The sequence below is a fragment of the Fodinicola feengrottensis genome (genome assembly GCF_010993775.1).
GTDB classification, from domain to species: domain Bacteria; phylum Actinomycetota; class Actinomycetes; order Mycobacteriales; family HKI-0501; genus Fodinicola; species Fodinicola feengrottensis.
Genome location: NZ_WOTO01000005.1, coordinates 51,976 through 74,792, shown reverse-complemented (window position 1 = coordinate 74,792; position 22,817 = coordinate 51,976). Strand labels below are relative to the sequence as shown.

Here is a 22,817-nt window from a genome sequence, read left to right as displayed (position 1 = left end):
TCGCATGTCGCCAGCCCGGCGACGTTTTTTTCCACAGGACAACTTTTCGTCCACAGATTCGGGTTGGCAGCACGTACGGCGCCGGATCCGGCCCGACCATGGAGGCATGACAGCACTCACGCAACTCGCCCCCGCTCCCGCTTCCCTGAATCCAGGATCACAGGATTCATGGATTCGTGCTATCCTGCACCCCATGGATACCCACGTTGCCTTCGTCGCGATTCAGCCGAAGAACGGCACGGTGACCATTCCCGCGCACGTGCGGCGCAAGTTCGGCCTGGACAAGCCCGGAGCCCAAGTGGAGATCGTGGTGCGCGAGCGGGAGATCGCGCTCATCCCACATCTCGCGGTCCCGGCTGGGGATGCCTGGTTCTGGACCGAGGGCCACCAGGCCGCTGAGCGTGAGGTGGACGAAGATCTCGCCGCCGGCCGCTCCACCGAGTTCGCCTCCGACGAAGAATTTCTTGGATATCTCGACAGCCTTGAAAGCGACAACCCGGCCGAGAAATGAGATTCATCACGACACCGCGCTTCGCACGTGACTACGCGAGGTCTGCGCCAGAACACCGGCGACTATTCCAGCAGGCACTGCGCGAACACTTCCTGCCGGCGGTGCGCTCCGGAGCTCTCCGCCGAGACACCACATGGCCGGCGACCCTGCGCATCCACAAGCTGAAGGAAACCTCGATTTACTCGATGACCTGGAGTTTCACCTCGCCGGACGGACGAGCGACATTTCACGTCGAAAATCGGCAAAGACGGCAAGCCGACGCTCGTCTGGAGGCGCATCGGCAACCATGACATCTATGAGAAGCCATAGCTGGTAAGCACGAGTGATGGCAGACAAAGTCATCACCGCTCGACGACCGGTCCGCTGTGCGTCGGATCCAACTGGTCATGGCCCGAGGCAAGCACTAAAACACCCGTACGGTCAGGCCAGCACCCGCACCCGTACGATGCCGCCATGGGGGAACATGTCGACACCATCGTCGAAGTCGAGATTCCAGCACACGTCAGGTGGCACGCATTCAAGGCCAACAGCAGGACTCTCACGACAGGTGTCTGGATCTGCACGATTCTGTGCCTCGCGGCCGTGGCACTGGCCGTCTCGACGCTTGGTTCCCGACCGATCCAAGACCTTCAGCCGACTGCCGGAAACTGGGCCGTATTCCTGCTGACAGTGTATTTCACCGTCATGATCACGGCACGCAGACTAGCCAAGCTACGACTGAAGCCTTCAGACCGTCGCACGGCCGGCTCAGCTTTCTTTCGGGCCACTGCTGATGAATACACGCTGACGACCGAGAGCACGATATTCCGCTGTCCGGTGGAAGCCATTTCGTCGACTACCCAAACGCGTCGTTTCCTCAATCTACACGTCGACGAATCAATGACGTTTTCGTTGCCGCTGAAGCTGCTCAGTCCCGAACAGCGCCAGCGACTGGCGGACAGCGCGCGCGTGCCCCAGTGGGGAAGAAGTGTTCGCGTTAACCCCAAGCCGTCCTGAGGTGTCGGAGGCGGCACTCGTGGTGATTGAGCTCGCGGCCGATCCCGTCCCCCATACACGTGCCACTGTGGCGGTGCTTGAACGTACGCCTCGACGAGTGGCCAAAATAATCGCCTACGCTCCGATCGCCGTGGTGATGACGATCCTCCTGATCTGTCTGGCCGCCACCGGATTCCGGCCGAACCTGAGTTCGGACGGCCTTGACATCCCCCGGCTCCTCCCGCCTCTCTTGATCCTTCTCCTGGTCGGCGTTCTCTACGTCGGACTCATCCGCGGGGTGAGCCGAACCAGTCCCCGACGACCTGACGCGCCGTGCACGGTGGAGGTGACCTGTCGCGAGATCGTGGTGAGAAGGGGGCAGTGGTCGTACTCGATGGCTTTCCGGACACCGACGCAGGCTTTCCTCGCACACGCCGACCTGGTGTTCTGGTCGGACGGTGACACATCATCGGGCTCCCACTCGCGATTTTGGGGAAGCACAGGTTCGCAGCAACGATGGCCGCGTTGAGGGCAGCCGGCGTGCCAGTCATTATGGCCGGGTAGAGTGACCCCATTCACGCTTCGGGAGGAGGTTGGACGTGCGCATTCCTAACATCTGGGTCACTGCAAGCTGGCACCTTGAGGGCTGTTCGAGTTGGCGCCTGAGCATGCTGTCCGCCTCGACCCGGCGCGGCCGGTGACCCGGCCGGACGCCGCCCGCACAGAAACGACGACCGTGGAAGTCCGCGGTACGTCGCGTTCGGTGGCGTTTTTTTCGACCCGCTGGCGAGCTTTGTGGCTCTTCGCGAGGCGTACGGTGAAAACGACCTTTATCTGCTGGAGTCGCTGTCTGGTCCGGAGACGGACCGGCGCAGCTCGATGATCGGCATCGGCCGGATTCTGACGATCACCGTCACTATCGACAAGGTCACGCTCGACGGCGCTCAGGAGCTGGTCGAGCGGGTCAAAACAGGCGTGGCAGCGGGCCGGGGTCTTCAAAGAAGAAGACACCCCCTGCGATCCCGCAAGCATCTGTGGGATTTGTTGCGCGCGGTGCAGGGTGTCTTCGACGTGACAGCGTTGACGCCCGAGCAGCACAGCGGTTTCGGGCTGTTCGGCTACTACGGGTACGACACGACCTGGGCGGTCGAGGACCTGCCGATGCTGATCGAGCACGCCGGCGACACCCCAGACATCGTGCTCGCGGTCTACCAAGGCCAGCTGGTCCAGGACCTGGCGAAACGGCGGGCCCGCATTGACACGTACGACGGCGGTGCGGCCTGGGCGCCGCTGGACGTGGACGCGGTGCTCGACCGGCTGACCGGCATTCCGCTCGACGACGGCACCCCGCGGGTGCCCAAGCCGACGAAGGTCGAGCAGCCGACCACCCACGAGCATTACGTGAAGGGCGTGGAAACCGCGCTCGAACACATTCGCGCCGGTGACATTTACCAGCTGCAGCTAGGACAGGAGCTGCGCGTCACCACCAGCGCGGATCCGCTCGCGGTCTATCGCCGGCTGCGCGCCCGCAATCCCTCGCCGTACATGTATTACGTGCCCAACGGTCCACAGACGCTCGTCGGTGCCAGCCCGGAACTTTTCGTACGGCTGGAAGAAGATCTGATCACCATGCGGCCGATCGCCGGCACCGTTCGGCGCGGCCGGGACCTCGCCGAGGACGAAATGCTGGCGGCCCAGATGCTCCGCGACGAGAAGGAGGTCGCCGAGCACATCATGCTGGTGGACCTCTGTCGCAACGACATCGGACGGGTTTGCCGTACGAACACACTGGAAGTGCCCGCATTGTTGACGGTGGAGGCGTATTCACACGTCAGCCACCTGGTTTCCACCGTGATCGGCCGACAGATGTCCACTATGGACGTGTGGGACATCATGGCGGCGACCTTCCCGGCCGGTACGATGACCGGAGCCCCGAAAGTACGGGCGATGGAGATCATCGAATCGCTCGAAACGACCCGCCGCGGTGCGTATGCCGGTGCCGTCGGACAGATCAGTTTCGACGGCCAGATGAATCTCGCGTTGAACATCCGCTCGACGCTTTATCACGACGGCGTCTACCAACTGCGGGCCTCGGCCGGCATTGTCGCGGATTCCCGGCCGGACCGGGAATGGGCGGAGACCTGGCAGAAACTCGGGGCGCCCTACTGGGCCATCACCGGTGAGGAGGCAGCCGATGCGGGCGTTCGTGATTGACGCGTACGACAGTTTCGTCTATGTCGTCGCGCAATATCTGCGGCTGCTGGAAATCGAAGTCCAGGTGCACCGCAACGACAAGATCGACTACCACGACGTGCTGGCGGCCAAACCCGATCTGCTGATGCTAGGCCCCGGCCCGGGACATCCGGCGGACGCGGGCTATGTCGACATTGTGCGCGAGGTCAGCAAAGACATCCCGACCATGGGCGTTTGTCTTGGTCAGCAGGCGATCGGGCTGGTTTTCGGCGCCGCCGAGGTCAAGCGTGCGTCCCATTTGATGCATGGGAAAACCAGCGTCATCGAGCACGACGGCAAGGGCTGTTTCAGTGCGTACGAAAGCCCTTTTACCGCGACCCGCTATCACTCACTGATCGTCGACAACGTCACCGGTGACCTGGAAGTCACCGCGCGCGCCAAAGACGACGGCTATGTGATGGGGCTGCGGCACCGTGAATGGCCGGTCGAGTCGGTGCAGTTCCACCCGGAAAGCATCAGCACCCAGGAGGGTCTGAAGGTTTTCCGCGGCTTCGTCGAGACGTACGTCAGCACCCCCGTCTCCGCCTGAGCTGCGCCCACCTGACTAGCCGTGAAAGGCCAGTCAGGTGGGTACGTCATGAGCTGCCTCCGCTGGCCACCAAGGCGGTCAGCGGCCCCACGATGACCGCGACGACAAGACAAACGATTCCGACGATCGCTGTCTCGCTGGCAATCGGAAACAGGCTCCCGGCGGTCTCCCCATCGACCGGGACGAAGACGGCCACTAGCGCGATGACCCCCGGGACCACCTGCAGGGCGCCAAAACCCACGCCGGTCAGCAAGCCGGCACGCGCCTCCCGGCCAACTGCCGCACCCGATTTCACCAGTGCCCAGACCGATCCAGCCACCGCGAACACGGTGGCCAGGCCCCCCACCGCCATACTGAGGCCGAGAATCAGCTGCGTCGCATGAGGCACCGCAACCTCGTTCATCACCATCATCGCTGCTAAGAAGCTAGTGGCCACACCAAAAAGTTCGGACACCAGGACGACGACGGCGGCCGACAGAACGACCGCGACCGCAGCACGCATCGGTCGTACGAGCGTGACCAACGCGCCAAGCGAAGCACAGACCAAGGAGATGATGAACTGGGCTACAGCCACCGGAACAGCACCGGTGAGCACCACGATAATCGCCGCATGGACGATCCCGGCCAACAGCCCGACCCCGACCGCGACGGCGGCGCGCGATCGCCAAACCATCGTGACCGGATCGAAGTGTCATCGCCAAAATCGCGCAGGACGCGGCGAGAATGGCCACCATGACGGCCCGGTTCGGCACGCCGACAAGGATTCCAGGCACCACGTAGCGGATGGGGTTCGTAGCGTTCAGCGCCATAAACCCGACAGTCATCAGGACTGCGATGGCAGACAGGACGATCGCGACTCCTGCGGCAAGCCGGCCTTTCGTCGCGAGTGCATCTGATGAAGGTGAAAGAACGGTCATCGGCTAACTCCCCGTGTGTAGCTTCAACGCCCGTACGCTACCGCCCGCCGACCTCCGGAAAAGCGGATTAGGAGGTTTGCTGGACCAGTTCCGCGCGGAGATGGGGATAGGGATCCGTCAGTTCGTCGCGACGCCCACGGACTTGCCTGCGGATGTGCAGAACGGCGTGGGTGGCGACGTAGTGACGGCCCTTGGTCTCTCCGACCGGACGAAGCAGACCCTCGTCGACCAGACGCCCGAGATCCCGTGAGGCAGTACGTTCCTCGATGCCGGTGCTTTTCACGTAGGTCGACCGGCGCAGGCGATAGCCGTTAATCGCGTCAAAGAGGAGGTCAGACACGCGTTCAGGCAGTCCATGGCTGGTCACCAGGTGATCGATCTCCTCCCAGATCGCGCCGGTCTCCTTGATCCGGCCAGCGATGGTTTGGGCCTGCATGTGGTGCGCCCGCAGATTGAACGCGACCCAATGGTGCGCGTCTCGCTCCGGATGCCAGGCTCCCTGTCCCGTACACGCCAGCACGCGGTAGTAGTCGTCGGCATTATGCCCCAGCCACTCCTCAATGCTGGAAAATGCAGGCTCGACAATCGCGTCACGAGAGAGCACCTGCGTCTGCAAGGCCCTCGCCATCCGACCGTTGCCATCACGGAACGGATGGATCATCACCAGGTTCAGATGAGCCATGGCCGCTCGAACCACGGCATCCGCCTGACTGTTTTCGCGCAGGCTCAACGCCAACTCACTGACCAGAGCCGGGATCTGCGAGGCGAGTGGTCCTTCATAGACAACCTGGCCCGTTTTATCGTCACGCACATAAATCGGTCCGGTCCGATATTGCCCTGGGCTCTTGGCCAGATCGTGGGACAGCATCATGTAGTGCATGCTTCGCAGGCTCGACGTGTCGAAGTCGAAGTGCGGATCGGCAGCCATCTGCAGGACGAATCCCAGCGCCTGCCGATAGCCCCTGATCTCGGCGAAGGTGAGGGCATCGGCGCTGAGTGGATCCACGTCATCCAGCGCCGCCGCCGCGTCGTCCTCGTCAACGACATAGCCTTCGATGCTGTTCGACCCCCGAATCGCACGTGCGAGCATCGTCCGCCGCAGACTGCCTTGCCAGCGACGCGGAGCACGCAGGTGGCTGGCCAGGGCACGCCTCATGCCATGGATCTCGGCTAGTACGACGTGATCGACGCTGTCCAGGGGCGGCGCCTTGAAGATGGTCATCATTGTCCTAATGTCTCTATTCTTAGGACAGCATAGTCCAGCAGCCAGCGGCTATGGCGTACATCCGACCGCGGCCGCCTGCTCGGCGGCGGGCCGGCCCGGCGCATAGGCTTGGAGATATGAGTCCTCAGATTGCCACCAACACGGCCGTTGACAAGGCGGCGCTCGTCGAGTTCCTGAGCAGCCGCCACAACGCGATCGTGATCACCCGACGCAAGGACGGCGGGCCGCAGGCATCCCCAGTGACCTGCGGTGTCGACGGCGAGGGGCGGATCGTCATCGCGACTTACCCGGACCGCGCCAAAATCCGCAACGCCCGGCGAGACAATCGCGTCAGCGTACTCGTCATGTCGCCCGGTTGGTCCGACCCGTGGGTGCAGGTCGACGGCGAGGCCGAGGTGCTGGACCTGCCCGAGGCAATCGAGCCGCTGGTCGACTACTTCCGGTCGATCTCCGGTGAACACCCGGACTGGGACGAGTACCGTGCGGCCATGCAGAAGCAGGGAAAGTCACTGCTGCGGGTGACCCCGCAGCGGTGGAGCCCGGTGGCGACCGGCGGTTTCCCGGCCAGCCTCGCCTAAGCAGGAGGTTTCATGCGTACGATCCGCTTCCTCGCGCTGTCCGCCGCCGCGGTGGCCACTGCGGCCGCGCTGTCCAGTGCCGCCGCACCGACCGCCGCGGCGCCAGCCACTCCGGCCCATCAGTGGTGCAAGGGCGGCGCGGTGATCAGCGGAAACGTCTCTCGGCCGGGCTGCGCGAGCGCCGCGAGCCTGGCCAAACTGGCGCAGAAAAAAACAGTCACCGTGACCTTCTCCTCCAGCGCCGGCAACCAGACGCACACCTTCAGCGGCCCGCTGCTGCTCGATGTGATCACTGCCGCCAAGCCACGTTTTCCCAGCACTGTCAAGAATGTGCAGCTGCGGTACGCGGTGCTGGCGACCGGCTCGGACGACTACCAGGCGACGGTCGCGTGGGGCGAATTCGATCCGAAGTTCGCCGGAAAGCAGATTTTGGTGGCCACCAAACAAGACGGCGTGGCGCTCGCGATGCCGCGGCTGGTCGTGCCAGGCGACACCGCCGGCGGCCGATATGTCTCCGACGTGGTCTCGCTGCGGCTCGGTCGCCCGTTCCTGTGAGCGTACGGGCGCCGCGTCCGCCGGTCGCCGGCCTGCTGCTGGCGGCCGGCGCCGGCCGGCGCTTCGGGATGCCCAAGGCGCTCGTACGACACCGCGGCGCGCTGCTCGTCGAGTCGGCCGCGGCCGTACTAGCCGACGGTGGCTGCTCCCCCGTCATCGTCGTTCTCGGCGCTTGCGCTGAAGAAGTAGCGGAAAAAAAAAGCGAGCTTGCGGGCGTACGTACGCTCGTCAACGACGACTGGCCAACCGGCATGGGCTCCTCTCTGCGGCACGGCCTGGACGCGCTGGCAGGCGACCCGGAGTTGGCCGCCGCGCTGATCCTGCCGGTCGACACGCCAGGCATCACGGCCGCCGCGGTCCGCCGCGTCGCCGCTTTCGCCAGCCCCAGCGCACTGGTGCAGGCCAGCTACTCCGACGTACGCGGCCACCCGGTGCTGATTGGCCGCGACCACTGGGCGGGCGTACGCGAAGTGGCCGTCGAGGACCGCGGCGCCCGCGACTACCTCAAAAGTCACGTCGTCGCCGAAATCCCCTGCGAGGACATCGCCGACGGCACCGACGCCGACCGCCCAGAAGACCTCCCCGACTGACGGTCGGTCAGGTGCGCAGGGCGGCGGCCGGGAGGTGGCGTTCCAGGGCGCGTACGGCGACGGCGGCCAAGGCAGCCAGTGCCGCGATCACGATCCACGGAAGGATTGTGGCCACCGCGAAAAGCTGGGTGAAAAGCGCCGGCGCCAAGACGTTCGCGAAAGCCCACGAATACTGGAAAGCGGCGATATAGCGACCCCGGCCGGCGACCGGGCTGGCACCTGCGGACAATCCGTTCGAGGTTGGGCCGTGCGTCATTTCGGCCGTGGTGAAAGCGGCGGTCACCACGAAAAGCAGTGGCACGACCAGGATCGACGGCGTGCGGACAGCCAGCGCCAAGCAGACCGCCCAGCCAGCCCACAGAATTCCGGAAAACATCATGATGCGAACCCGGCGGCGGCCTTTCAGCCATCTGACAACCTGGGTTTGCAACAACGCGATGGCGACCGTGTTGGCCGCGAAAGAGGACGCCGGTCACCCAGCCAGGCTGGTGCAGTCCGAGGTCCACGTAGATGGGTACGCCGACGCCAAGCATCACCGAGCACAGGGCGAAAATCGTGTTGATGCCGATCAGAGCCAAGTAGGGTCGATTACGCCCGAGCGGCACCGACGGCTCGTTCGCCTCTTTCTCATGAGTTGCCGGATTTCCTGACTGGCCAACGAGCATCACCACCGCGGCCGCCACCACGAACGAGAGCCCGTTGACCACGATGACAAAGTGGTACGCGGCATGCGTACCGAGCAGGACCAGTCCGGCGCTGATCAACGACCCGACGCCGATGCCGGCATTCTGCACGGCGCCGAAAATACCGAACCAGTGGTCCCGGCGCTCCGGTTCACTGCGTTCGGTCACCAGCGTGAAAACCGCGGACCAGAAGAACCGCACGCCAACCGCGACGGTGAGCGCGGCGATCACCAGCCAGAACGGCGTACGGACCGCGAGATAGCCGAGGAAGCCCGCGCCCTGCAACAACAATCCGATGACCACCACCAGGCGCGACCCGATCCGGTCGACCAGCATGCCGACCAGCAATGGCAGCGGCAGCGAGATCAGGTTGGCGACGGTCAGGCAGATGCCCACGGTGCCGGCGGCGGAATGCCGGCCACCACAATGAAATAAAGCAGTGAGACCGGCAGGAAGATGCCCGTCCCGACCATGTCGATCGCCAACGCGACAATGACGGGAGCCATCGCGCGGGACCGGACGGCGGTAGTCACGAGGTGCCAGCGTACGCGACCGCCAGGCCTACCGGAAATGACTTTCCAGTGACGATCCGACGTACGAACGCCGGTGCGCTGGCGGCGACCACGGGTGACCTGGGCAAGATCGGTGCTGTGAATGGGCGTACGCGTGCGGAGCGGTTCGGCGACTTCCTGACCGGCTGGGTGGACCGGCTGCCGGCGGGCTCCCGCCGTGTGATGCCGCGCGACCTGGTGGGTTTCGCGATTCTCGGTGCCTTCACGCTCGGCATCGATCTCGCGCTGCTTTCGTTGCTCCGCGCGACAACTTCGCTTCCGTTGGGAGCGGCCATCTCGATCGCTTACCTGACCGCTTTCGGCCTGAACTTCGTGCTGAACCGCACGATCAACTTCCAGTCACACGCACCGGTCGGCAAGCAGGCGATCAAGTACGCGTTCGTGGTTCTGGGTGACTATCTGCTCACGCTCGGCGTAACGACCGTACTTTCCGGGCTGGGCCTGGACTTTCGCATCGCCCGGCTGACCGCTTCCTTCTGTGTCGCCATGTTCACGTACAGCGCGTCCCGCTGGTGGGTCTTTCGCGAACCCCGCAGGGAACCCGCCACGGCGGCGGATTCCCTGCGGGAAAAAGGCCTAACCCCGGTGCAGGAATTCCTGGACGCGGTCGACATACGGCTGGCGGTCGTAGCCACTGACCAGCGCACCAGCCATCCGGACCGGGTCGCCGAAGAAGTAGTACTCGTACAAAGCCTGCCGGCCACCAAAAGCGGACACCGCCAGGTCCCACGCGAGCCGGAACAGGCGCACCCGCTCAGCGCCGTCCAAGGTAGCCGACTGCAGATACTGCGCGATATCGGCCGATGCCGGGCCGGACACGTCCGCCTCGGTCGGCAGTGACATCAGGCCGCTGGCGCCGAGCTTGCGGATGATTTCCGGGAAACGCTGGTAAAGCTTGGGATAGTAGTTGCGGGCCGCGTTCAACGGCTCCCATTTCGGCGTCAGCACACCGTACGCGTTGACCGTCGCGTCCGCTTCCGAAGCCCGCAGCAGGCCGCGCAAAATCTCCAGCGCGACAATGATCTCGGCGACGTTTTCCTGCACGTGGCTGAATTTCTCGATGCCGATCGCCTCGGTCAGCGCGGACACCAGGCCCAGCACGAATTCGGTCTTCGCGGTCGTACGCGTGACGACCTGGTGGGACATGTGCACAACCGCGCCGGTGTCGCTGTAGAAGGTGTTGCACAGCTCCGGATGCCCGAGCATGAACACCCGCTCGTACGGCACGTGGACCTTGTCGAAGATGACGACCGCGTCCATCTCCTCGAAGCGAGTGGACAGCGGGTGGTCGAAATGTGAGCCGCCGTAGTCAAAAGACTCCCGACAGACGAACCGCAGGCCAGGCGCGTCACACGGAATCGCGAAGGCGAACGAATAGGGCGCGTCCTCGGGCGTACCGCGCAGCACCGTCGACGGGAAGACGAGCAACTCATCAGCGGTCGGTCCGATGGTCGCCAGCATGCGCGCGCCTTCGACGACAATTCCGTTGTCATCCTCGGAAACAACGCGGGCGGTCAGCTTGCCGCCGAGCTGCTGGCCGCCGCCCGTGGCCCGGTTGGCCTGCGGCGGGGGATTACGTGTGACGTGTGAGTGGTCAGCAGGTCCTGCTCGCGCACCATTTCATAGTAGTTTTTGATGTTGTCGGCGAACCGCGGATCCGCTTGGCGGAACCAGTCCTGCGCCTGCGACAACGCCATCAACGCACTGTTCAGGTAGTCGCCCGTACGGCCAAGCGAGCCCATGCTGTAATCGGCCCAGGTCTTCACCATGGTCCGGCGAGCGACCAGATCCTCGGCGGTTTTCGGGACCAGGAAAGAGGTTCCGACCCGGTCACCGCTGGTCGGCGACACATACGTGAGCTGGTCGCGAAACCGTTCGTCGTGCTGCAGATCGAAAAGCTCGGCATACGTGCGTACGACGTTGCGAAACGCCGGGTGTTCAGGGATCCCGCTGGTGACTTCCTCACCGTTGATGTGGACGGTCGGCCGCGCGTTGGCCAGCCGCTCCACGTACTCCTTGCCTGTCCTGGCACCCATCGAGGTCCGCCTTCCCAGCTCTAGAGGAGAAATTCCATCCCGGTGTCCGGTTCCGCGACACCGGTGAATCTGCTGTTCCCGTACGCGAGCGCCTCGCCGTCCCGATACGCCACATCGGTGACTTCGCCCACCACCAAACGTGTGATCGCCGCCGTCGTAGCAGCAGCGCCATGGCTTGCACTCCAGGCACGCCAGCACACCGGCGAGCCGTGGCACCCGTACGCCCGCCACCCACCGCGGGTCGACCGGCCGCACACCGGAGAAGCAGCGGGCCACCGCTTCCTGTTCGGCACCGAGCACGTTGACGCAGAATTCGCTGCTGAGCAAGGCATCGTGCGACCGCGCGCGGTGCGCGATGCTCACCAGCACCAACGGCGGCGTCATCGACACCGACGTGAACGAGTTGACCGTGATCCCGCGCGGGCCGTCGGCCTCGAAGGTCACCACCACGACACCGGTGATGAACCGGCCCAGTGCCGCTCTCAGATTTCCGGCTGCCAGCCGGTCGGCAGGTGTGTCACGCACCATGACTCGGAGTGTAGTACGAAATCCGTACGCCGTGTACCCCTTCCGTACACACTCCTTCTCGGATTTGCGGCCACGTGCGCGTTCCGACCGGATATCGTGCGGGAATGAATACGCCGGGTAAGCCGACGCCCACCGAGCACGCCGGAGCCCACTCGCTCACCCTCGAGCGCGGCCTACGCGTGCTGAAGACGCTGGGCGACCATCCGGACGGGCTGTCGGTGTCGCAGCTGGCCCAGACCCTGCAGACGCACCGGGCCGGCATCTACCGACTGCTCGGGCCGCTGGTTGAGCAACGTTTGGTGATACGACTGGAAAATGGCCGCTATGTGCTGGGCCCTGGGCTGATCGAGCTGGCCAGCCGAGTGCGGTCCCGGTTGCGCGAGGTGACCGTGCCGATCCTGCAACGGCTGGCCGACGGGCTGCGCGCCACCACCGCGCTGACCCTGCGGGACGGCGACGACGAAGCGGTGGTCGCCGCGGTCCTGCAGCCACGCAGCACGGACCTGCACATCGCGTACCGCACCGGCCTGCGCCACCCGATCACCGTCGCCGCCTCCGGCATCGCACTCCTGTCCGGCCGGCCGGCCCGCCCCGGCGAGCGCGACACCGTCACCCAGGCCCGCAAGGCCGGCTACGCGATTTCGCACGGCGAGCTGCTGGCCGGCGCGAGCGGCGTCGGCGCGCCGATCCAGCTGCCCGGCCGCGAGGTCGACGCGAGCATCAGCGCCGTCTGGGTCGACGACCGCGACCCCCACCTCGCCGGCCGCGAAATCGTCAAAGCGGCCCGCCAAATCACCTACGAACTCGGCTAACGCCCGGGCTAGCTCGAAACCAGCGCTCGCAGGAGTTGGCGGAGGGACTCCTGCTGGGACGTGGTGAGCGAGGTCAGCGGGGACTGGGTGTCCAGCCGTTTGAGTACGTCGGCGCGAAAGCGATGGCCGGCCGAGGTGAGGACGATCTGCTTGGCACGCCGGTCGGACGGGTGCGGCTGACGCTCGATCAGGCTCTGCTCTTCCAGCCGGTCAAGGATGAAGGTCGCGTTGGACGGCTCGCAGACCATCCGGGTGGCGAGCTCGCGGGCGGTGATCGGCTCGGAAAGCTCACGCAGCGCCACCACCTGAGTCGGCGTGATGCCCAGCTCGTCGGCGATGTGGCGCACGTGGACATCGAGCCGCTGCGCGAACTGGTGAATCAGCTTGCACACGTCCCGGTCCATCTCACTGTCCACACAGCGACTCTAGCGCGTACGCTTCGAACTGTGATAGTTCTAGTTCGCATTATGTGAACTCGAATCATTGGAGTACGCGTGCCTGTCTCCGTCTTTTCCCTCATGCTGGTGGTGTTCAGCCTCACCACCGGCGAATTCGTGATCGCCGGCATCCTTCCCGAGGTGGCCGGCAACCTGTCGGTGTCGATCCCGGCGGCCGGTCTGTTGGTGACCGCGTACGCGCTCGGGATGATCATCGGCGGCCCGGTGGTGACCGTACTCACCGCACGGCTGCCCCGAAAACCGCTCATCATCGGCCTGATTGTGGTCTCCATCCTCGGAAACCTGGGGTCGGCGCTGGCCCCGAACTACGCTCTTCTGCTGATCGCACGATTCTTCGCCGGGCTGATCGTGGCGACCTTCTTCGCTGTCGCCATCGCCGTCGCCGTTTCCACCGCGCCGCCCGGAAAAGAGGGCTCCACGGTGGCGAAACTGACGCTGGGCCTGAACCTCGGCATCATCCTGGGCACCCCGATCGGCACCTTCGTCGGCCACACTTTCGGCTGGCGAGCGACCTTCGCAGCGGTCGCCGCGGTCACTGTGCTGGCACTTTTGTTGGTGCTTCTGTACGTCCGTACGCCAACAACGCCGTCAGCCGGATCGGTCCTGGGTGAACTGCGGGTGCTCGGCAATCGGGGCGTACAACTCGCGATCATCCTGACGGTCGTGGGCAACGTCGGCATCGTCACGGTTTTCTCTTACATCACGCCACTCCTGACCGGTGTCAGTGGTTTCAGTCTGGCCGCGATGCCGGTTCTGCTGCTGGTGTACGGCGCCGGCGCGGTGGCCGGGCAACTTCCTCGGCGGCTGGCTGACCGACAAGGCGCTGATGCCGTCTTTGGCTGGCCTGCTGGCCGTCCTGGCCTTGGCCCTCGGACTTTTCTGGCTGCTGAGCGGATTCCCGGTGGCCGCGGTCGCGCTGACGTTCGTCATCGGCCTGCTGGCTTTCGCGATCGTCCCCGGCACCCAGACCCGGGTGCTGACCGCGGCCGCCGGCGCACCGACGCTCGCGCTGGCGGTCAACGCGTCCGGCTACCAGTTGGCGGCGGCCTTCGCCGGCTGGCTCGGCGGCGCCATCATCGCAGGTCCGGGCGTACGCGCGATCTACCTCGTCGGCGCCGCGCTGACGGGTCGCGGGGCTCGCCATCGCGCTCGGGTCACTCGCCGCCGACCGCCGGGCGGCGGCTATGAACGGCGTGCCTGCCACTCGGTGAAACTCTGCACGGTGTGGAGCTTGTGTTCGCGGGCCCGTTTCGATGGCGGCCGGGCCGGCGCCGGTGGACATCAGGTCGATCAGGCCGTCGTGCTCCGCGATCGAGGCCTTGCCACGGTACGGGATCTGCAGGAAAACCGTCCTGCGGATCCGATCCAGCCGGGCCGTGGTGGCCTCGATCAGCTCGACCAAATAGGGACTCGGGCAGCGAGCGTAGATGGCGGCGTGGAATTCTCGGTTGAGGGCACCAAAAGTCAGCGAGTCCATCCGGTCCAGGCAGTCCACCATCCGCGCGTTGATCTCGCGCAGCAGCCGCCGCAGGTCCTGCGCTCGTACGAGCGGAGCGGCGAGCACGGTCGCATAGCCCTCCAGCACCGCGAGCACCGACAGCTCCTCGGTGAACTGGCCCGGGTCGACCGGCGACACCCGAGCGCCGACCTGTGGTTCGAAGATGACCAGGCCCTCGGCCTCCAGTCGGCGGATCGCCTCCCGGGCCGGCACCGCGCTCACCCCCAGCTCGCTCGCGATGCCGTCGATGACCAGCCGAAAGCCCGGGCCGTAGGTGCCGGCCAGGATACGTTTGCGCAGCTCGTCGTACACCAGCTGCTGCTGCTTCGTCGGCCCTGCCACCCCCCTACGTTAGCCGTCCCCGGCCCGCCGGCGTCGGATGCCGAGCGATCGACCTCAGGGAGTGTGCGGGCGGGTGCCCGGCTCCTGCTTCGGCGGGGTCTGGGCGGCGCCAGGCAGGGTCGGCGCGGGCAGCGACCAGACCTCCTTCTGCGCCTGCTGCAGCTGCTTGCGGGTGTCCGGCAGCCGCGGCGGGTACGGGCGAGCCGACCGGAACCGGAAAGCGGACGTGAGGTCCCCGAACGTCTCCCGCCGCCAGTCGCTGATGTTCGGCTCGTGCACGCCGGTCAGTTTTTCCAGGAAACGCAACACCGAAGTGTGGTCGAAGTTCTCGGTCGCCACCCAGCCGCCGGCGGTCCACGGCGACACGATCACCAGCGGCACCCGATAACCGGCACCAATCGGCCAGTCCGCCGATGAATTCACCGGCGGTGCCGGCCGGCGGGGTCGGCGGCACGACATGGTCGAAAAGGCCATCGTTCTCGTCGTAGTTCAGGATAAACGCGGTCTTGCGCCACACCTTCGGGTTCGACGCGAGCGCCTCGATTTTGCGGGCCACGAAATCCGCGCCGGCGGCCGGCAGGTAGTTCGGGTGCTCAGATTCGTACGAGGTGGGAATCAGCCACGAAACGGTGGGCAGCCGGTCGTTGCGTACGTCATCCTCGAAGTCATTCGGATGCCCCTTGCTGACGCCCCGGTCGTAAAGCGGATCGCCAGGTTTGGCGTCCAGGAACGGCTTGAAGTTCTCCAGCATGTTGCAGCCGTAGTTGTCGATGGTCTGGTAGACTTTCCAACTCACCTGCGCCTGCTGCAGTCGCTCCGCGTACGTCGTCCAGGTGTAGCCACCCTTGGGCGCCACATTGCTGATGATCGGGCCACCGCCGAGCCCGGCCGGATCGATGGTGCCGGTCATCCACATCATCCGGTTCGGCCAGGTGGGGCCGAAAACTCCGCAGTGGTAGTGGTCACCGATGGTGAATGCCTCGGCCAGCGCGAACTGGAACGGGATGTCGTCGCGGTTGTAGTAACCCATCACGTACGGGCCGTTGGCCTTGTCGGCGGCCCGGTGCGCCGGCAACCACTGGTCCATTTTCCCGTTGTTCCAGGCCTGGTGCTGCACCGACCACGCGTGGCTGGTGGACGGGATCGCCTGCGCGCTGCTGGATTTGGTGTCCAGGTGGAAAGGCAGCAGGTAACCGTCCGGGTTCACCGCGTCCGGCTGGTAGAAGACCGACTTACCGGTGGACAGCGTGATCGCGGTCGGGTCGTCGAAGCCGCGTACGCCTTTCATGGTCCCGAAGTAGTGATCGAAGGACCGATTTTCCTGCATCAGCAGGACAACGTGCTCGATGTCGCGCAGATCGCTGTTGCGCGGTGCCTCGGCGGCCAGCGCACGTCACGTCGTACGTTCGGTGGCAACAGCGGCGAGGCGATCGCCGCCGCACTGGTCGCGGCGGCCGCGCCGAGCAGGCGGCGACGGGTGAGTTCGGGCATGGTTGGCTGCCCTTTCGTGGTCCGAGGGGATTACAGGTCCGGGGGAATCTGAATCGCGGCAATTTGCCGTAGCCGGTTCGAAAGGCGAACGACAGGCCAACATTGGAAGGCCATCGCGTACGAAATTGCCCGGCAACCGCGATATACGGTGACTTAGCCGGGCAATTCGCAGCCGAAGTCTAAGACAGACTTAAACCCTAGTCTCCAGCGATCTGGCCGCAGGCTGTCAGCAGCGGCCGAGCATCGAGGAAAGCGCGCTCTTTTCCGCTGAAGTCACCGAAAGTTGATAATAGAACTTTACCTCGACCCAGCGGGTGGCATAGGTGCACCAGTACGACTGCAGAGGCGGCTTCCACACGTCCGGCGACCGATCTCCCTTGGACTGGTTCACATTGTCGGTCACGGCCAGCAGCTGCGGCCTGGTCAGGTCGTTCGCGAAAGCCTCCCGCTTGGCCGTCGTCCAGGTGCTGGCCCCGGTCATCCAACTGTCCGCCAGCGGCACCATGTGATCGATATCGACGTCCGACGGCTTCGTCCAGGTGGCACCGTCGTACGGGCTGGTCCAGGAGCCGGCGGTCGGATAGCAGTTGCTGCCAACGGTGACATTCGTGCCGTCCCGTTTCAGGACTTCCTCACGGGTGTCACACGTCCCGGAAACGATGTGCCAGTGCGGAAACTTGTCCCGACTGTAGCCAGTCAGCGGACCATTCGGCTTTACCGTCAACGCGGCCAGTTCCTGGCCCGGGGTGTCCGCGGCGGCTGGCGGCACGAACACCGCCATCGTCGCGACAGTGAGTAGGCTGACGCTCATCGCGGTCAGCGTGGGGCGGAAGAATTTTCGTCTCATGGCCCGATTCCCTCAATATTTCCGGCAGGTGTCGGGACGCCGCGAACCTGTCGGCGAACGGTCAAAGCGGGGGTTATGGCGCGGCGCCCAGGCGAATTCACCATGACACATGGCGATACAAAAAATCTACAGGTCCAGGTAAACATTAGGTATTAAGTAACAAGCTGGCAAATGACCACCTCTTACCGGTGTCCAGATGTGGCCCCTGAATGGACAGGTTGCAACGTTGTACGCGACTACCTAACAATTAGCGTCGAATGATCGCCCATCGATCGAGAGGACTTCCATGACCGTCGCGGCAACGGGTTCGGTGGCGGCCCGGTTGGACCGGCTGCCCCTCAGCCGGCCGCACTACGGACTGCTTTTCCTCGGCGGCCTGGGCTACACGTTCGACGGCATGGACGCCGCTGTGGTGGCGTTTCTGTTGCCCAGCGCACAAGCCGCTTGGAGCCTCAGCAACGGCCAGCTCGGCCTGATCGGCTCGGCCACCCCCTTCGGCTACCTGATCGGCGCCACCATCGCGGGCCTGCTCGGCGACCGGATCGGCCGGCGCCGGGTCATGATGTACGCGCTCGCGTTCTACGCCGTGTTCTCCGTCGTTTCAGCCGCCGCGCCGAACTATCCGTTTTTCGTCGGCGCGCGGGTGCTCGCCGGCGTCGGCACCGGCGCGGAAAGCGCGATCATCGCGCCCTTCCTCGCCGAGTTCGTGCCGGCCGCCCGACGCGGGCTGGTTTGTCGGCGCGCTGGCCGGCTTCTTCTCCTTCGGTTACGTGACGGCCGCGTTGATCGGCCGCTTCGTGGTGCCGGCCGCCGCGGACGGCTGGCGCTACGCCCAACTGCTGACAGCGGTGCCAGTGATCATGTTGCTGTGGTGGCGCCGGTCGCTGCCCGAGTCGCCCCGTTTCCTGGTCTCCCAAGGACGTACGGCCGAGGCCGACGCGGTGGTGGACGCGATCGAGAAACGGGTCCAATCCGCCACCGGCCGGCCGTTGCCGCCGATCCCAGCCACCGCACCGGAAACCGAACGAGCTCGCACGGCGGTCGGCCTTTTCGGGGCGCTGCGGTTCCTCTGGAGCCGGCCGATGGCGGCCCGTACCGCGGTGACCTGGCTGATCTGGTTCGTGATCACGTTCTCGTATTACGGTTTCTTCTCGTGGATCCCCACCCTGCTCGTCCAACGGGGAATCACCGTCACCAAGAGCTTCGAATTCTCGATCATCATCTACCTGGCCCAGATTCCCGGCTATTTCTCGGCCGCCTGGCTGTGCGAGCGAGCGGATCGCAAGAACACCATCGCGATTTATCTGGCCGGCGCGGCGGTCAGCGCGTACTGGCTGAGCCAGACCTCCACACCGCTGACGATCACCATCGCCGGCGCGGTGCTGTCCTTCTTCCTCAATGGCACGTACGCCGGTGTTTACGCGTACACACCGGAGGTTTTCCCGACCTGGATCAGGGCCACCGGCGCCGGCCTGTCCAGCGCTTTCGGCCGGATCGGCAGCATTCTCGCGCCGTCGCTGATCGGCCTGTTCTCAGCCAGCCTCGGCTTCGCCGGAGTTTTCGGCCACCACGGTGGTATTGGTCATCGGGGGCAGGCAGGTACGGTGATTTTCGGACTGTCCACCGCCGGTCGCTCACTGGAGGACCTGAGCGCTCGAGCTCAATAAGGGAGACGGTTTTGCTGCTGCGTAATGCTTTGCTTCTGGACGTACGAACCGGTGACCTGACCGAGAGCGACCTGCGCTGCGCCGACGGCCGGATCGCCGAGACCGGCACCGCTTTGGCAGCTCCCGATCACGTACCGGTGCTGGACTTGGCGGGCGCGGTGGTGATGCCCGGCCTGATCGACGCGCATGTCCACGTCACCGCCGCGACCGCCGATCTCGGCTCCCTTTCCACCTGGTCCCCGTCCTATTTGGCGGCGCACAGCGCCCGCATCATGGGCGAGATGCTGGACCGCGGTTTCACCACCGTCCGCGATGTCGCTGGCGCCGATTTCGGTCTGGCCGACGCACAATCAGAAGGACTCATTCGCGGCCCAAGGCTGATTTTCGGCGGCCGTGCGCTCAGCCAGACCGGCGGCCACGGCGACGGCCGCACCCGCGGCGACAACGCGCTTCCCTGCGGCGCCGGCCTCAGCCGGATCGCCGACGGCGTCGACGCGATCCGGGGCGGCCGCCCGCGACGAGCTCCGCAAAGGCGCCCACCACTTGAAAGTCATGGGCTCCGGCGGCGTCGCCTCCCCCACCGATCGGATCGACTCGACCCAATACTCGATGGACGAACTCCATGCGGTCGTCGCCGAAGCCGAGGCCGCCAACCGCTATGTCACCGCGCACGCGTACACGGCCCGCGCGGTCAATCGCGCCCTGGAAGCCGGACTTCGCTGTGTCGAACACGGAAACCTGATGGACGCACGGAGTGTTTCACTCTTTACTGAGAAAGATGCCTTTCTGGTGCCAACCCTGGTCACATACTGGGCACTGAAGGAAGAAGGCATGACCTACGGCCTGCCAGAGTCCAGCTGGCGCAAAGTCGACGAAGTCCTCGACGCCGGCCTCGCCGCCCTGGAACTCGCGTCTCGCGGTGGGGTGAAGATGGCGTACGGGACGGATCTCCTGGGTGGCATGCATCGGCACCAAAACCACGAATTCCGGATCCGCTCGCAGGTGCAGACTCCCATCGACATCATTCGCTCCGCCACCACCATCGGCGCCGACCTCATCGGCATGACCGGCGAAATCGGAACCCTGGAGGTCGGCGCATACGCGGATCTCCTTGTGCTGGACGGGAATCCTCTCAACGACATCGCCACCCTCGCCGATCCCACCCGCATCCGTACGGTCATCCAGGGCGGCACAGTCGTACGCGACAGCGAGCGATAAAACGGCGACCGTACTCACGATGTCAGCAGGTCGTTGCTCCGAGGGCCCGGAGAATCATTTCGGTAACGCGGTCGAGATAATCGTCCTCAACCGGGCCACGGCGCACGATCATCCGCCAGTACATCGGGGCGGCGAACAGGTCGGCGGCTAGTTCCAGGTCGACGTCGGCGGGCAGTTCGCCGCGGTCGATGGCGCGGCGAAGGGTGGCGAACGCGTGCTCGCGGCGCGGGCCGCCAATGGCGTCGACGACCGCGGCGGCTCGTTCGGGATGCCGCTCGCCCTCGGCTATCAGGTCCGCGAGGACGCGGCGGAACTTCGGGTGGGTGATCCAGCCGGTGACCGCTTCCACAGTTGCCCGGACATCGCCACGCAGCGAGCCGGTGTCGGTGATCTCGGCCAGCGGGACACTGAGGTCGGCGAGGACGGCCATCACCATTTTGTCCTTGGACGGCCAGCGCCGATAAAGAGCGCTCTTGCCGACGCCGGCGCGGGCCGCGACACCTTCCATCGACAGCCGACCGACGCCTTTGTCGACCAGCTCGTCGAACACGGCGTCGACGATGGCTGTGGTGACTTCGGGGGCTGCAGGACAGCTGCTCCCGACGGTGTGCGACGCGTCATAACCCCACCCTAGCGTCTGGACGAGACGGTACCGTCCGTCGTACGGTTGGCCGGGACGATACCGTATCGTCCAGATGGAGGGACTCCTCATGAAGCAGCTTCTCTTCCCCCATGACCAGCAGTTCTGGTACGAGACGCTTCGGGTCTTCGGTCACGCGGCGTACGGCGGCGCCGACTTCGGCGAGGTGGTGGCGACTGCCGACCGGATCGTGGCGGGCGACTACGACAGCTGGCACGACGCGTGGCTGGCCACCGCGGAACGGCTCGCCAGCGAGGCGGCGAAGGCACATCCGGTCACCGCGCGGGAGCTGAACCTGCGCGCGTCGACGTACTATCGCTCGGCGGAATTTTTCCTGCACGGCAAGCCAGAAGACCCCCGCATCGCATATGCGTACGAGCGCAGTGTCGAATGTTTCCAGGCGGCACTCAGCGAAAACATCGTGCCGGTGGAGATCCCGTACGAGGGAACCGTGCTGCACGGGTATTTCTACCGCGCTCCCGGAGACGGACCGAAGCCTCTCCTGGTGATGCACAACGGTTTCGATGGTGCGGCCGAGAGAAATGCACTTCTTCGGCGCTCTCGGCGCCGAACGCGGCTACCATGTGCTCACGTTCGACGGGCCGGGGCAGCCGGCCGCCATTCACGGTAGTGGACTGGTTTTCCGTCCCGACTGGGAAAACGTGGTCGGTCCGGTGCTGGACTATGCGATCACGCGACCAGAGGTGGATCCGGCCAGGATCGCGTTGCTGGGACTGAGTCTCGGCGGCGCCTTGGCGCCACGGGCGGCCGCGTACGAACCACGGATCGCCGCGGTAATCGCTGTCGACGGTGTGTACGACGTACGACGCAGCCACCGCCGTCACGTCCGCATTGCCTTTCAGCCGGGAAGAACTGGCCAACAGGGCGAACGCCGCAACCGATCCCGAACTCGACGCCATCTTCGCGGTGGCCCGGAAGCAAAACCCGACCATCCGGTGGGCACTGGACCACGGCCGGTATGTGATGGGCGCCAGCAGCGATCGCGCTTTCGTGGCGAGTTACCTGGACTATCACGTACGCGCAACGGCATCGCCGAGCGGATTACCTGCCCGGTCCTGGTCTGCGACGCGGCCGATGACCTGTTCTTCTCCGGTGATGGGAAAACCAAGCCGGAACCACAGCAGCTGTTCGACCACCTCACCGGCCCAAAGACCATGCTGCGATTCACCGCCGAGGAAGGTGCCGACGCGCACTGCCATGTCGGCGCGCAACGACTGGCCACTGGTCGGATCTATGACTGGCTCGACGCCACTCTCTGACAAACTGCCAGTTTTTCCTATGATAACTGTCATATTCGGAAACCCCGGCGGTTTCGATGACAACCACAAATTTCCGATGTGGGGGGAGAATTGTCGCCAATTGGCTTTAGGGGTTGACCAATACCTATTCGCCACAATATTGATAAGTAGTCCGGGTTCTACTTATCGAGGAGGCCAATAGAAATGCGAAAAGGCATCTACGCATTGCTCGCCGCCAGTATGGCGATGGCGTTGTACGCGCCGGCACTGCCCGCCGCGGCGCGGCACCTCAGCCGACGAGGCCGCAGACAGTGCGGCCGATGGATCCCGACGGCTTGCTCTGGGCCTATTCCGATGCCAACTTCAGCGGCCGGAGCTGCTCGTGGGGCGGCGACTCCGCCGGGTGGTCCAGCTGCGGGTTCAACGATGTCGCCTCATCGGTGCGAAACAACGGCTACACCGGCCAGTACGACGCCGTACGGTTCTTCAAGGACGGGAACTACAGCGGACCCTCGATGTGCCTGAGCCGCGGCGACTCGTGGTCAAACCTCGCGAACCAGCGGTGGAGCGACGGCTCGAATGCCAACGATTCGATCAGCTCGCATTTCTGGACCCACCTGTGCAGCTGACCGG

General features: G+C 65.0%; 25 protein-coding genes and 5 pseudogenes. 19 read left to right on the top strand and 11 right to left on the bottom strand.

Going from position 1 to position 22,817, the window contains the following annotated elements:
* Positions 1 to 4 precede the first annotated feature (4 nt).
* The 6 genes from GNX96_RS60860 to GNX96_RS05845 all read left to right on the top strand — a co-directional run bounded on the left by GNX96_RS60860 (position 5) and on the right by GNX96_RS05845 (position 4,268).
* Complete coding sequence (locus tag GNX96_RS60860) at positions 5 to 511, top strand: AbrB/MazE/SpoVT family DNA-binding domain-containing protein (RefSeq protein WP_313885593.1); 507 nt, start codon at positions 5 to 7, stop codon at positions 509 to 511.
* A complete protein-coding gene (locus tag GNX96_RS05865) occupies positions 508 to 801 on the top strand; it encodes a hypothetical protein (RefSeq protein ID WP_279579491.1) in 294 nt (97 codons plus the stop codon). Before GNX96_RS60860 ends, GNX96_RS05865 begins: the two co-directional genes overlap by 4 nt.
* A 163-nt stretch (positions 802 to 964) precedes the next feature.
* Positions 965 to 1,507 carry a hypothetical protein gene (locus GNX96_RS05860; protein WP_163567316.1) on the top strand — a complete coding sequence of 181 codons (543 nt, stop codon included), beginning with the start codon at positions 965 to 967 and terminating at the stop codon, positions 1,505 to 1,507.
* Positions 1,508 to 1,574: 67 nt separating this feature from the next.
* Positions 1,575 to 2,015, top strand: a complete 441-nt coding sequence (locus GNX96_RS05855; RefSeq protein ID WP_279579490.1) for a hypothetical protein — start codon at positions 1,575 to 1,577, stop codon at positions 2,013 to 2,015.
* Positions 2,016 to 2,269: 254 nt separating this feature from the next.
* Positions 2,270 to 3,700 (top strand): anthranilate synthase component I family protein, encoded by a 1,431-nt coding sequence (locus tag GNX96_RS05850; protein WP_279579585.1) that lies wholly within the window; start codon positions 2,270 to 2,272, stop codon positions 3,698 to 3,700.
* Positions 3,681 to 4,268 (top strand): anthranilate synthase component II, encoded by a 588-nt coding sequence (locus tag GNX96_RS05845; RefSeq protein ID WP_163567313.1) that lies wholly within the window; start codon positions 3,681 to 3,683, stop codon positions 4,266 to 4,268. Before GNX96_RS05850 ends, GNX96_RS05845 begins: the two co-directional genes overlap by 20 nt.
* 46 nt (positions 4,269 to 4,314) lie before the next feature.
* Here GNX96_RS05845 and GNX96_RS05840 read toward each other — a convergent pair whose 3' ends face one another.
* Positions 4,315 to 4,941 carry a hypothetical protein gene (locus GNX96_RS05840; protein WP_163567312.1) on the bottom strand — a complete coding sequence of 209 codons (627 nt, stop codon included), beginning with the start codon at positions 4,939 to 4,941 and terminating at the stop codon, positions 4,315 to 4,317.
* A 311-nt stretch (positions 4,942 to 5,252) separates the two neighbouring features.
* Positions 5,253 to 6,407, bottom strand: a complete 1,155-nt coding sequence (locus tag GNX96_RS05835) for a Fic family protein (RefSeq protein ID WP_279579489.1) — start codon at positions 6,405 to 6,407, stop codon at positions 5,253 to 5,255.
* A 119-nt stretch (positions 6,408 to 6,526) separates the two neighbouring features.
* Here GNX96_RS05835 and GNX96_RS05830 point away from each other — a divergent pair, with 119 nt between their 5' ends.
* From GNX96_RS05830 to GNX96_RS05820, 3 genes are read left to right on the top strand one after another with little or no spacing between them, the layout of a single operon-like run.
* Positions 6,527 to 6,988, top strand: a complete 462-nt coding sequence (locus GNX96_RS05830; protein WP_163567310.1) for a PPOX class F420-dependent oxidoreductase — start codon at positions 6,527 to 6,529, stop codon at positions 6,986 to 6,988.
* A gap of 12 nt (positions 6,989 to 7,000) precedes the next feature.
* Positions 7,001 to 7,543 (top strand): hypothetical protein, encoded by a 543-nt coding sequence (locus tag GNX96_RS05825; protein WP_163567309.1) that lies wholly within the window; start codon positions 7,001 to 7,003, stop codon positions 7,541 to 7,543.
* Entirely contained in the window at positions 7,540 to 8,133 is a 594-nt protein-coding gene (locus tag GNX96_RS05820) for a nucleotidyltransferase family protein (RefSeq protein ID WP_279579488.1), read from the top strand. Before GNX96_RS05825 ends, GNX96_RS05820 begins: the two co-directional genes overlap by 4 nt.
* On the opposite strand, the gene GNX96_RS05815 is transcribed toward GNX96_RS05820, so the two are convergent.
* Together GNX96_RS05815 and GNX96_RS05810 are read right to left on the bottom strand one after the other, a co-directional pair.
* Positions 8,055 to 9,212, bottom strand: a complete 1,158-nt coding sequence (locus tag GNX96_RS05815; protein WP_163567308.1) for an MFS transporter — start codon at positions 9,210 to 9,212, stop codon at positions 8,055 to 8,057. The two genes, GNX96_RS05820 and GNX96_RS05815, sit on opposite strands and share 79 nt — an antisense overlap.
* Positions 9,197 to 9,349 carry a hypothetical protein gene (locus GNX96_RS05810; RefSeq protein WP_163567307.1) on the bottom strand — a complete coding sequence of 51 codons (153 nt, stop codon included), beginning with the start codon at positions 9,347 to 9,349 and terminating at the stop codon, positions 9,197 to 9,199. Before GNX96_RS05810 ends, GNX96_RS05815 begins: the two co-directional genes overlap by 16 nt.
* 201 nt (positions 9,350 to 9,550) lie before the next feature.
* Here GNX96_RS05810 and GNX96_RS05805 point away from each other — a divergent pair.
* Positions 9,551 to 9,898: pseudogene (locus tag GNX96_RS05805) on the top strand (GtrA family protein); the annotation flags it as partial.
* A 66-nt stretch (positions 9,899 to 9,964) separates the two neighbouring features.
* Here GNX96_RS05805 and GNX96_RS49190 read toward each other — a convergent pair.
* Together GNX96_RS49190 and GNX96_RS49185 are read right to left on the bottom strand one after the other, a co-directional pair.
* Entirely contained in the window at positions 9,965 to 10,906 is a 942-nt protein-coding gene (locus GNX96_RS49190; protein WP_279579584.1) for a 4-hydroxyphenylacetate 3-hydroxylase C-terminal domain-containing protein, read from the bottom strand.
* Positions 10,903 to 11,949: a 4-hydroxyphenylacetate 3-hydroxylase N-terminal domain-containing protein gene (locus GNX96_RS49185; RefSeq protein ID WP_279579487.1), complete on the bottom strand. Its 1,047-nt coding sequence runs from the start codon at positions 11,947 to 11,949 to the stop codon at positions 10,903 to 10,905. The genes GNX96_RS49190 and GNX96_RS49185 overlap by 4 nt, the downstream gene beginning before the upstream one ends.
* Before the next feature lie 107 nt (positions 11,950 to 12,056).
* Between GNX96_RS49185 and GNX96_RS05790 the strand changes: the two genes are divergently transcribed.
* Positions 12,057 to 12,764 (top strand): IclR family transcriptional regulator, encoded by a 708-nt coding sequence (locus GNX96_RS05790; protein ID WP_163567306.1) that lies wholly within the window; start codon positions 12,057 to 12,059, stop codon positions 12,762 to 12,764.
* A gap of 8 nt (positions 12,765 to 12,772) precedes the next feature.
* On the opposite strand, the gene GNX96_RS05785 is transcribed toward GNX96_RS05790, so the two are convergent.
* Complete coding sequence (locus GNX96_RS05785; protein ID WP_279579486.1) at positions 12,773 to 13,180, bottom strand: MarR family winged helix-turn-helix transcriptional regulator; 408 nt, start codon at positions 13,178 to 13,180, stop codon at positions 12,773 to 12,775.
* A gap of 102 nt (positions 13,181 to 13,282) precedes the next feature.
* Here GNX96_RS05785 and GNX96_RS62645 point away from each other — a divergent pair.
* Positions 13,283 to 13,978: pseudogene (locus GNX96_RS62645) on the top strand (MFS transporter); the annotation flags it as partial.
* Here GNX96_RS62645 and GNX96_RS49175 read toward each other — a convergent pair.
* The 3 genes and pseudogenes from GNX96_RS49175 to GNX96_RS05765 all read right to left on the bottom strand — a co-directional run bounded on the left by GNX96_RS49175 (position 13,953) and on the right by GNX96_RS05765 (position 17,400).
* A complete protein-coding gene (locus tag GNX96_RS49175) occupies positions 13,953 to 15,032 on the bottom strand; it encodes an FCD domain-containing protein (protein ID WP_390623937.1) in 1,080 nt (359 codons plus the stop codon). The pseudogene GNX96_RS62645 and the gene GNX96_RS49175 sit on opposite strands and share 26 nt — an antisense overlap.
* An 84-nt stretch (positions 15,033 to 15,116) precedes the next feature.
* A pseudogene (locus GNX96_RS60855) lies at positions 15,117 to 16,553 on the bottom strand (alkaline phosphatase family protein).
* A 226-nt stretch (positions 16,554 to 16,779) separates the two neighbouring features.
* Positions 16,780 to 17,400 (bottom strand): HNH endonuclease family protein, encoded by a 621-nt coding sequence (locus GNX96_RS05765; protein ID WP_163567304.1) that lies wholly within the window; start codon positions 17,398 to 17,400, stop codon positions 16,780 to 16,782.
* Positions 17,401 to 17,686: 286 nt separating this feature from the next.
* Between GNX96_RS05765 and GNX96_RS62640 the strand changes: the two are divergent.
* The 4 genes and pseudogenes from GNX96_RS62640 to GNX96_RS05755 all read left to right on the top strand — a co-directional run.
* A pseudogene (locus GNX96_RS62640) lies at positions 17,687 to 18,118 on the top strand (MFS transporter); the annotation flags it as partial.
* The gene (locus tag GNX96_RS05760; RefSeq protein WP_279579582.1) at positions 18,021 to 19,067 is read left to right on the top strand and encodes an MFS transporter; all 1,047 of its coding nucleotides are present in this window, start codon (positions 18,021 to 18,023) and stop codon (positions 19,065 to 19,067) included. The pseudogene GNX96_RS62640 and the gene GNX96_RS05760, both read left to right, overlap by 98 nt.
* Positions 19,068 to 19,231: 164 nt before the next feature.
* Positions 19,232 to 19,432: pseudogene (locus tag GNX96_RS49155) on the top strand (amidohydrolase family protein); the annotation flags it as partial.
* Between the two features lie 187 nt (positions 19,433 to 19,619).
* The gene (locus tag GNX96_RS05755) at positions 19,620 to 20,285 is read left to right on the top strand and encodes an amidohydrolase family protein (RefSeq protein ID WP_390623932.1); all 666 of its coding nucleotides are present in this window, start codon (positions 19,620 to 19,622) and stop codon (positions 20,283 to 20,285) included.
* A gap of 22 nt (positions 20,286 to 20,307) precedes the next feature.
* Here the strand turns inward: GNX96_RS05755 and GNX96_RS05750 are convergent, their stop codons facing one another.
* A complete protein-coding gene (locus GNX96_RS05750) occupies positions 20,308 to 20,835 on the bottom strand; it encodes a TetR/AcrR family transcriptional regulator (protein ID WP_279579481.1) in 528 nt (175 codons plus the stop codon).
* A gap of 160 nt (positions 20,836 to 20,995) precedes the next feature.
* On the opposite strand from GNX96_RS05750, the gene GNX96_RS49150 reads away from it, so the two are divergent.
* From GNX96_RS49150 to GNX96_RS05740, 3 genes are all read left to right on the top strand, one after another.
* Entirely contained in the window at positions 20,996 to 21,556 is a 561-nt protein-coding gene (locus GNX96_RS49150; RefSeq protein WP_279579480.1) for a hypothetical protein, read from the top strand.
* Positions 21,510 to 22,205, top strand: coding sequence for an alpha/beta fold hydrolase (locus GNX96_RS49145; protein ID WP_279579479.1), 696 nt, complete (start codon positions 21,510 to 21,512; stop codon positions 22,203 to 22,205). The genes GNX96_RS49150 and GNX96_RS49145 overlap by 47 nt, the downstream gene beginning before the upstream one ends.
* A 299-nt stretch (positions 22,206 to 22,504) precedes the next feature.
* Positions 22,505 to 22,813 carry a peptidase inhibitor family I36 protein gene (locus tag GNX96_RS05740; protein ID WP_163567303.1) on the top strand — a complete coding sequence of 103 codons (309 nt, stop codon included), beginning with the start codon at positions 22,505 to 22,507 and terminating at the stop codon, positions 22,811 to 22,813.
* The last annotated feature ends 4 nt before the right edge of the window (positions 22,814 to 22,817 follow it).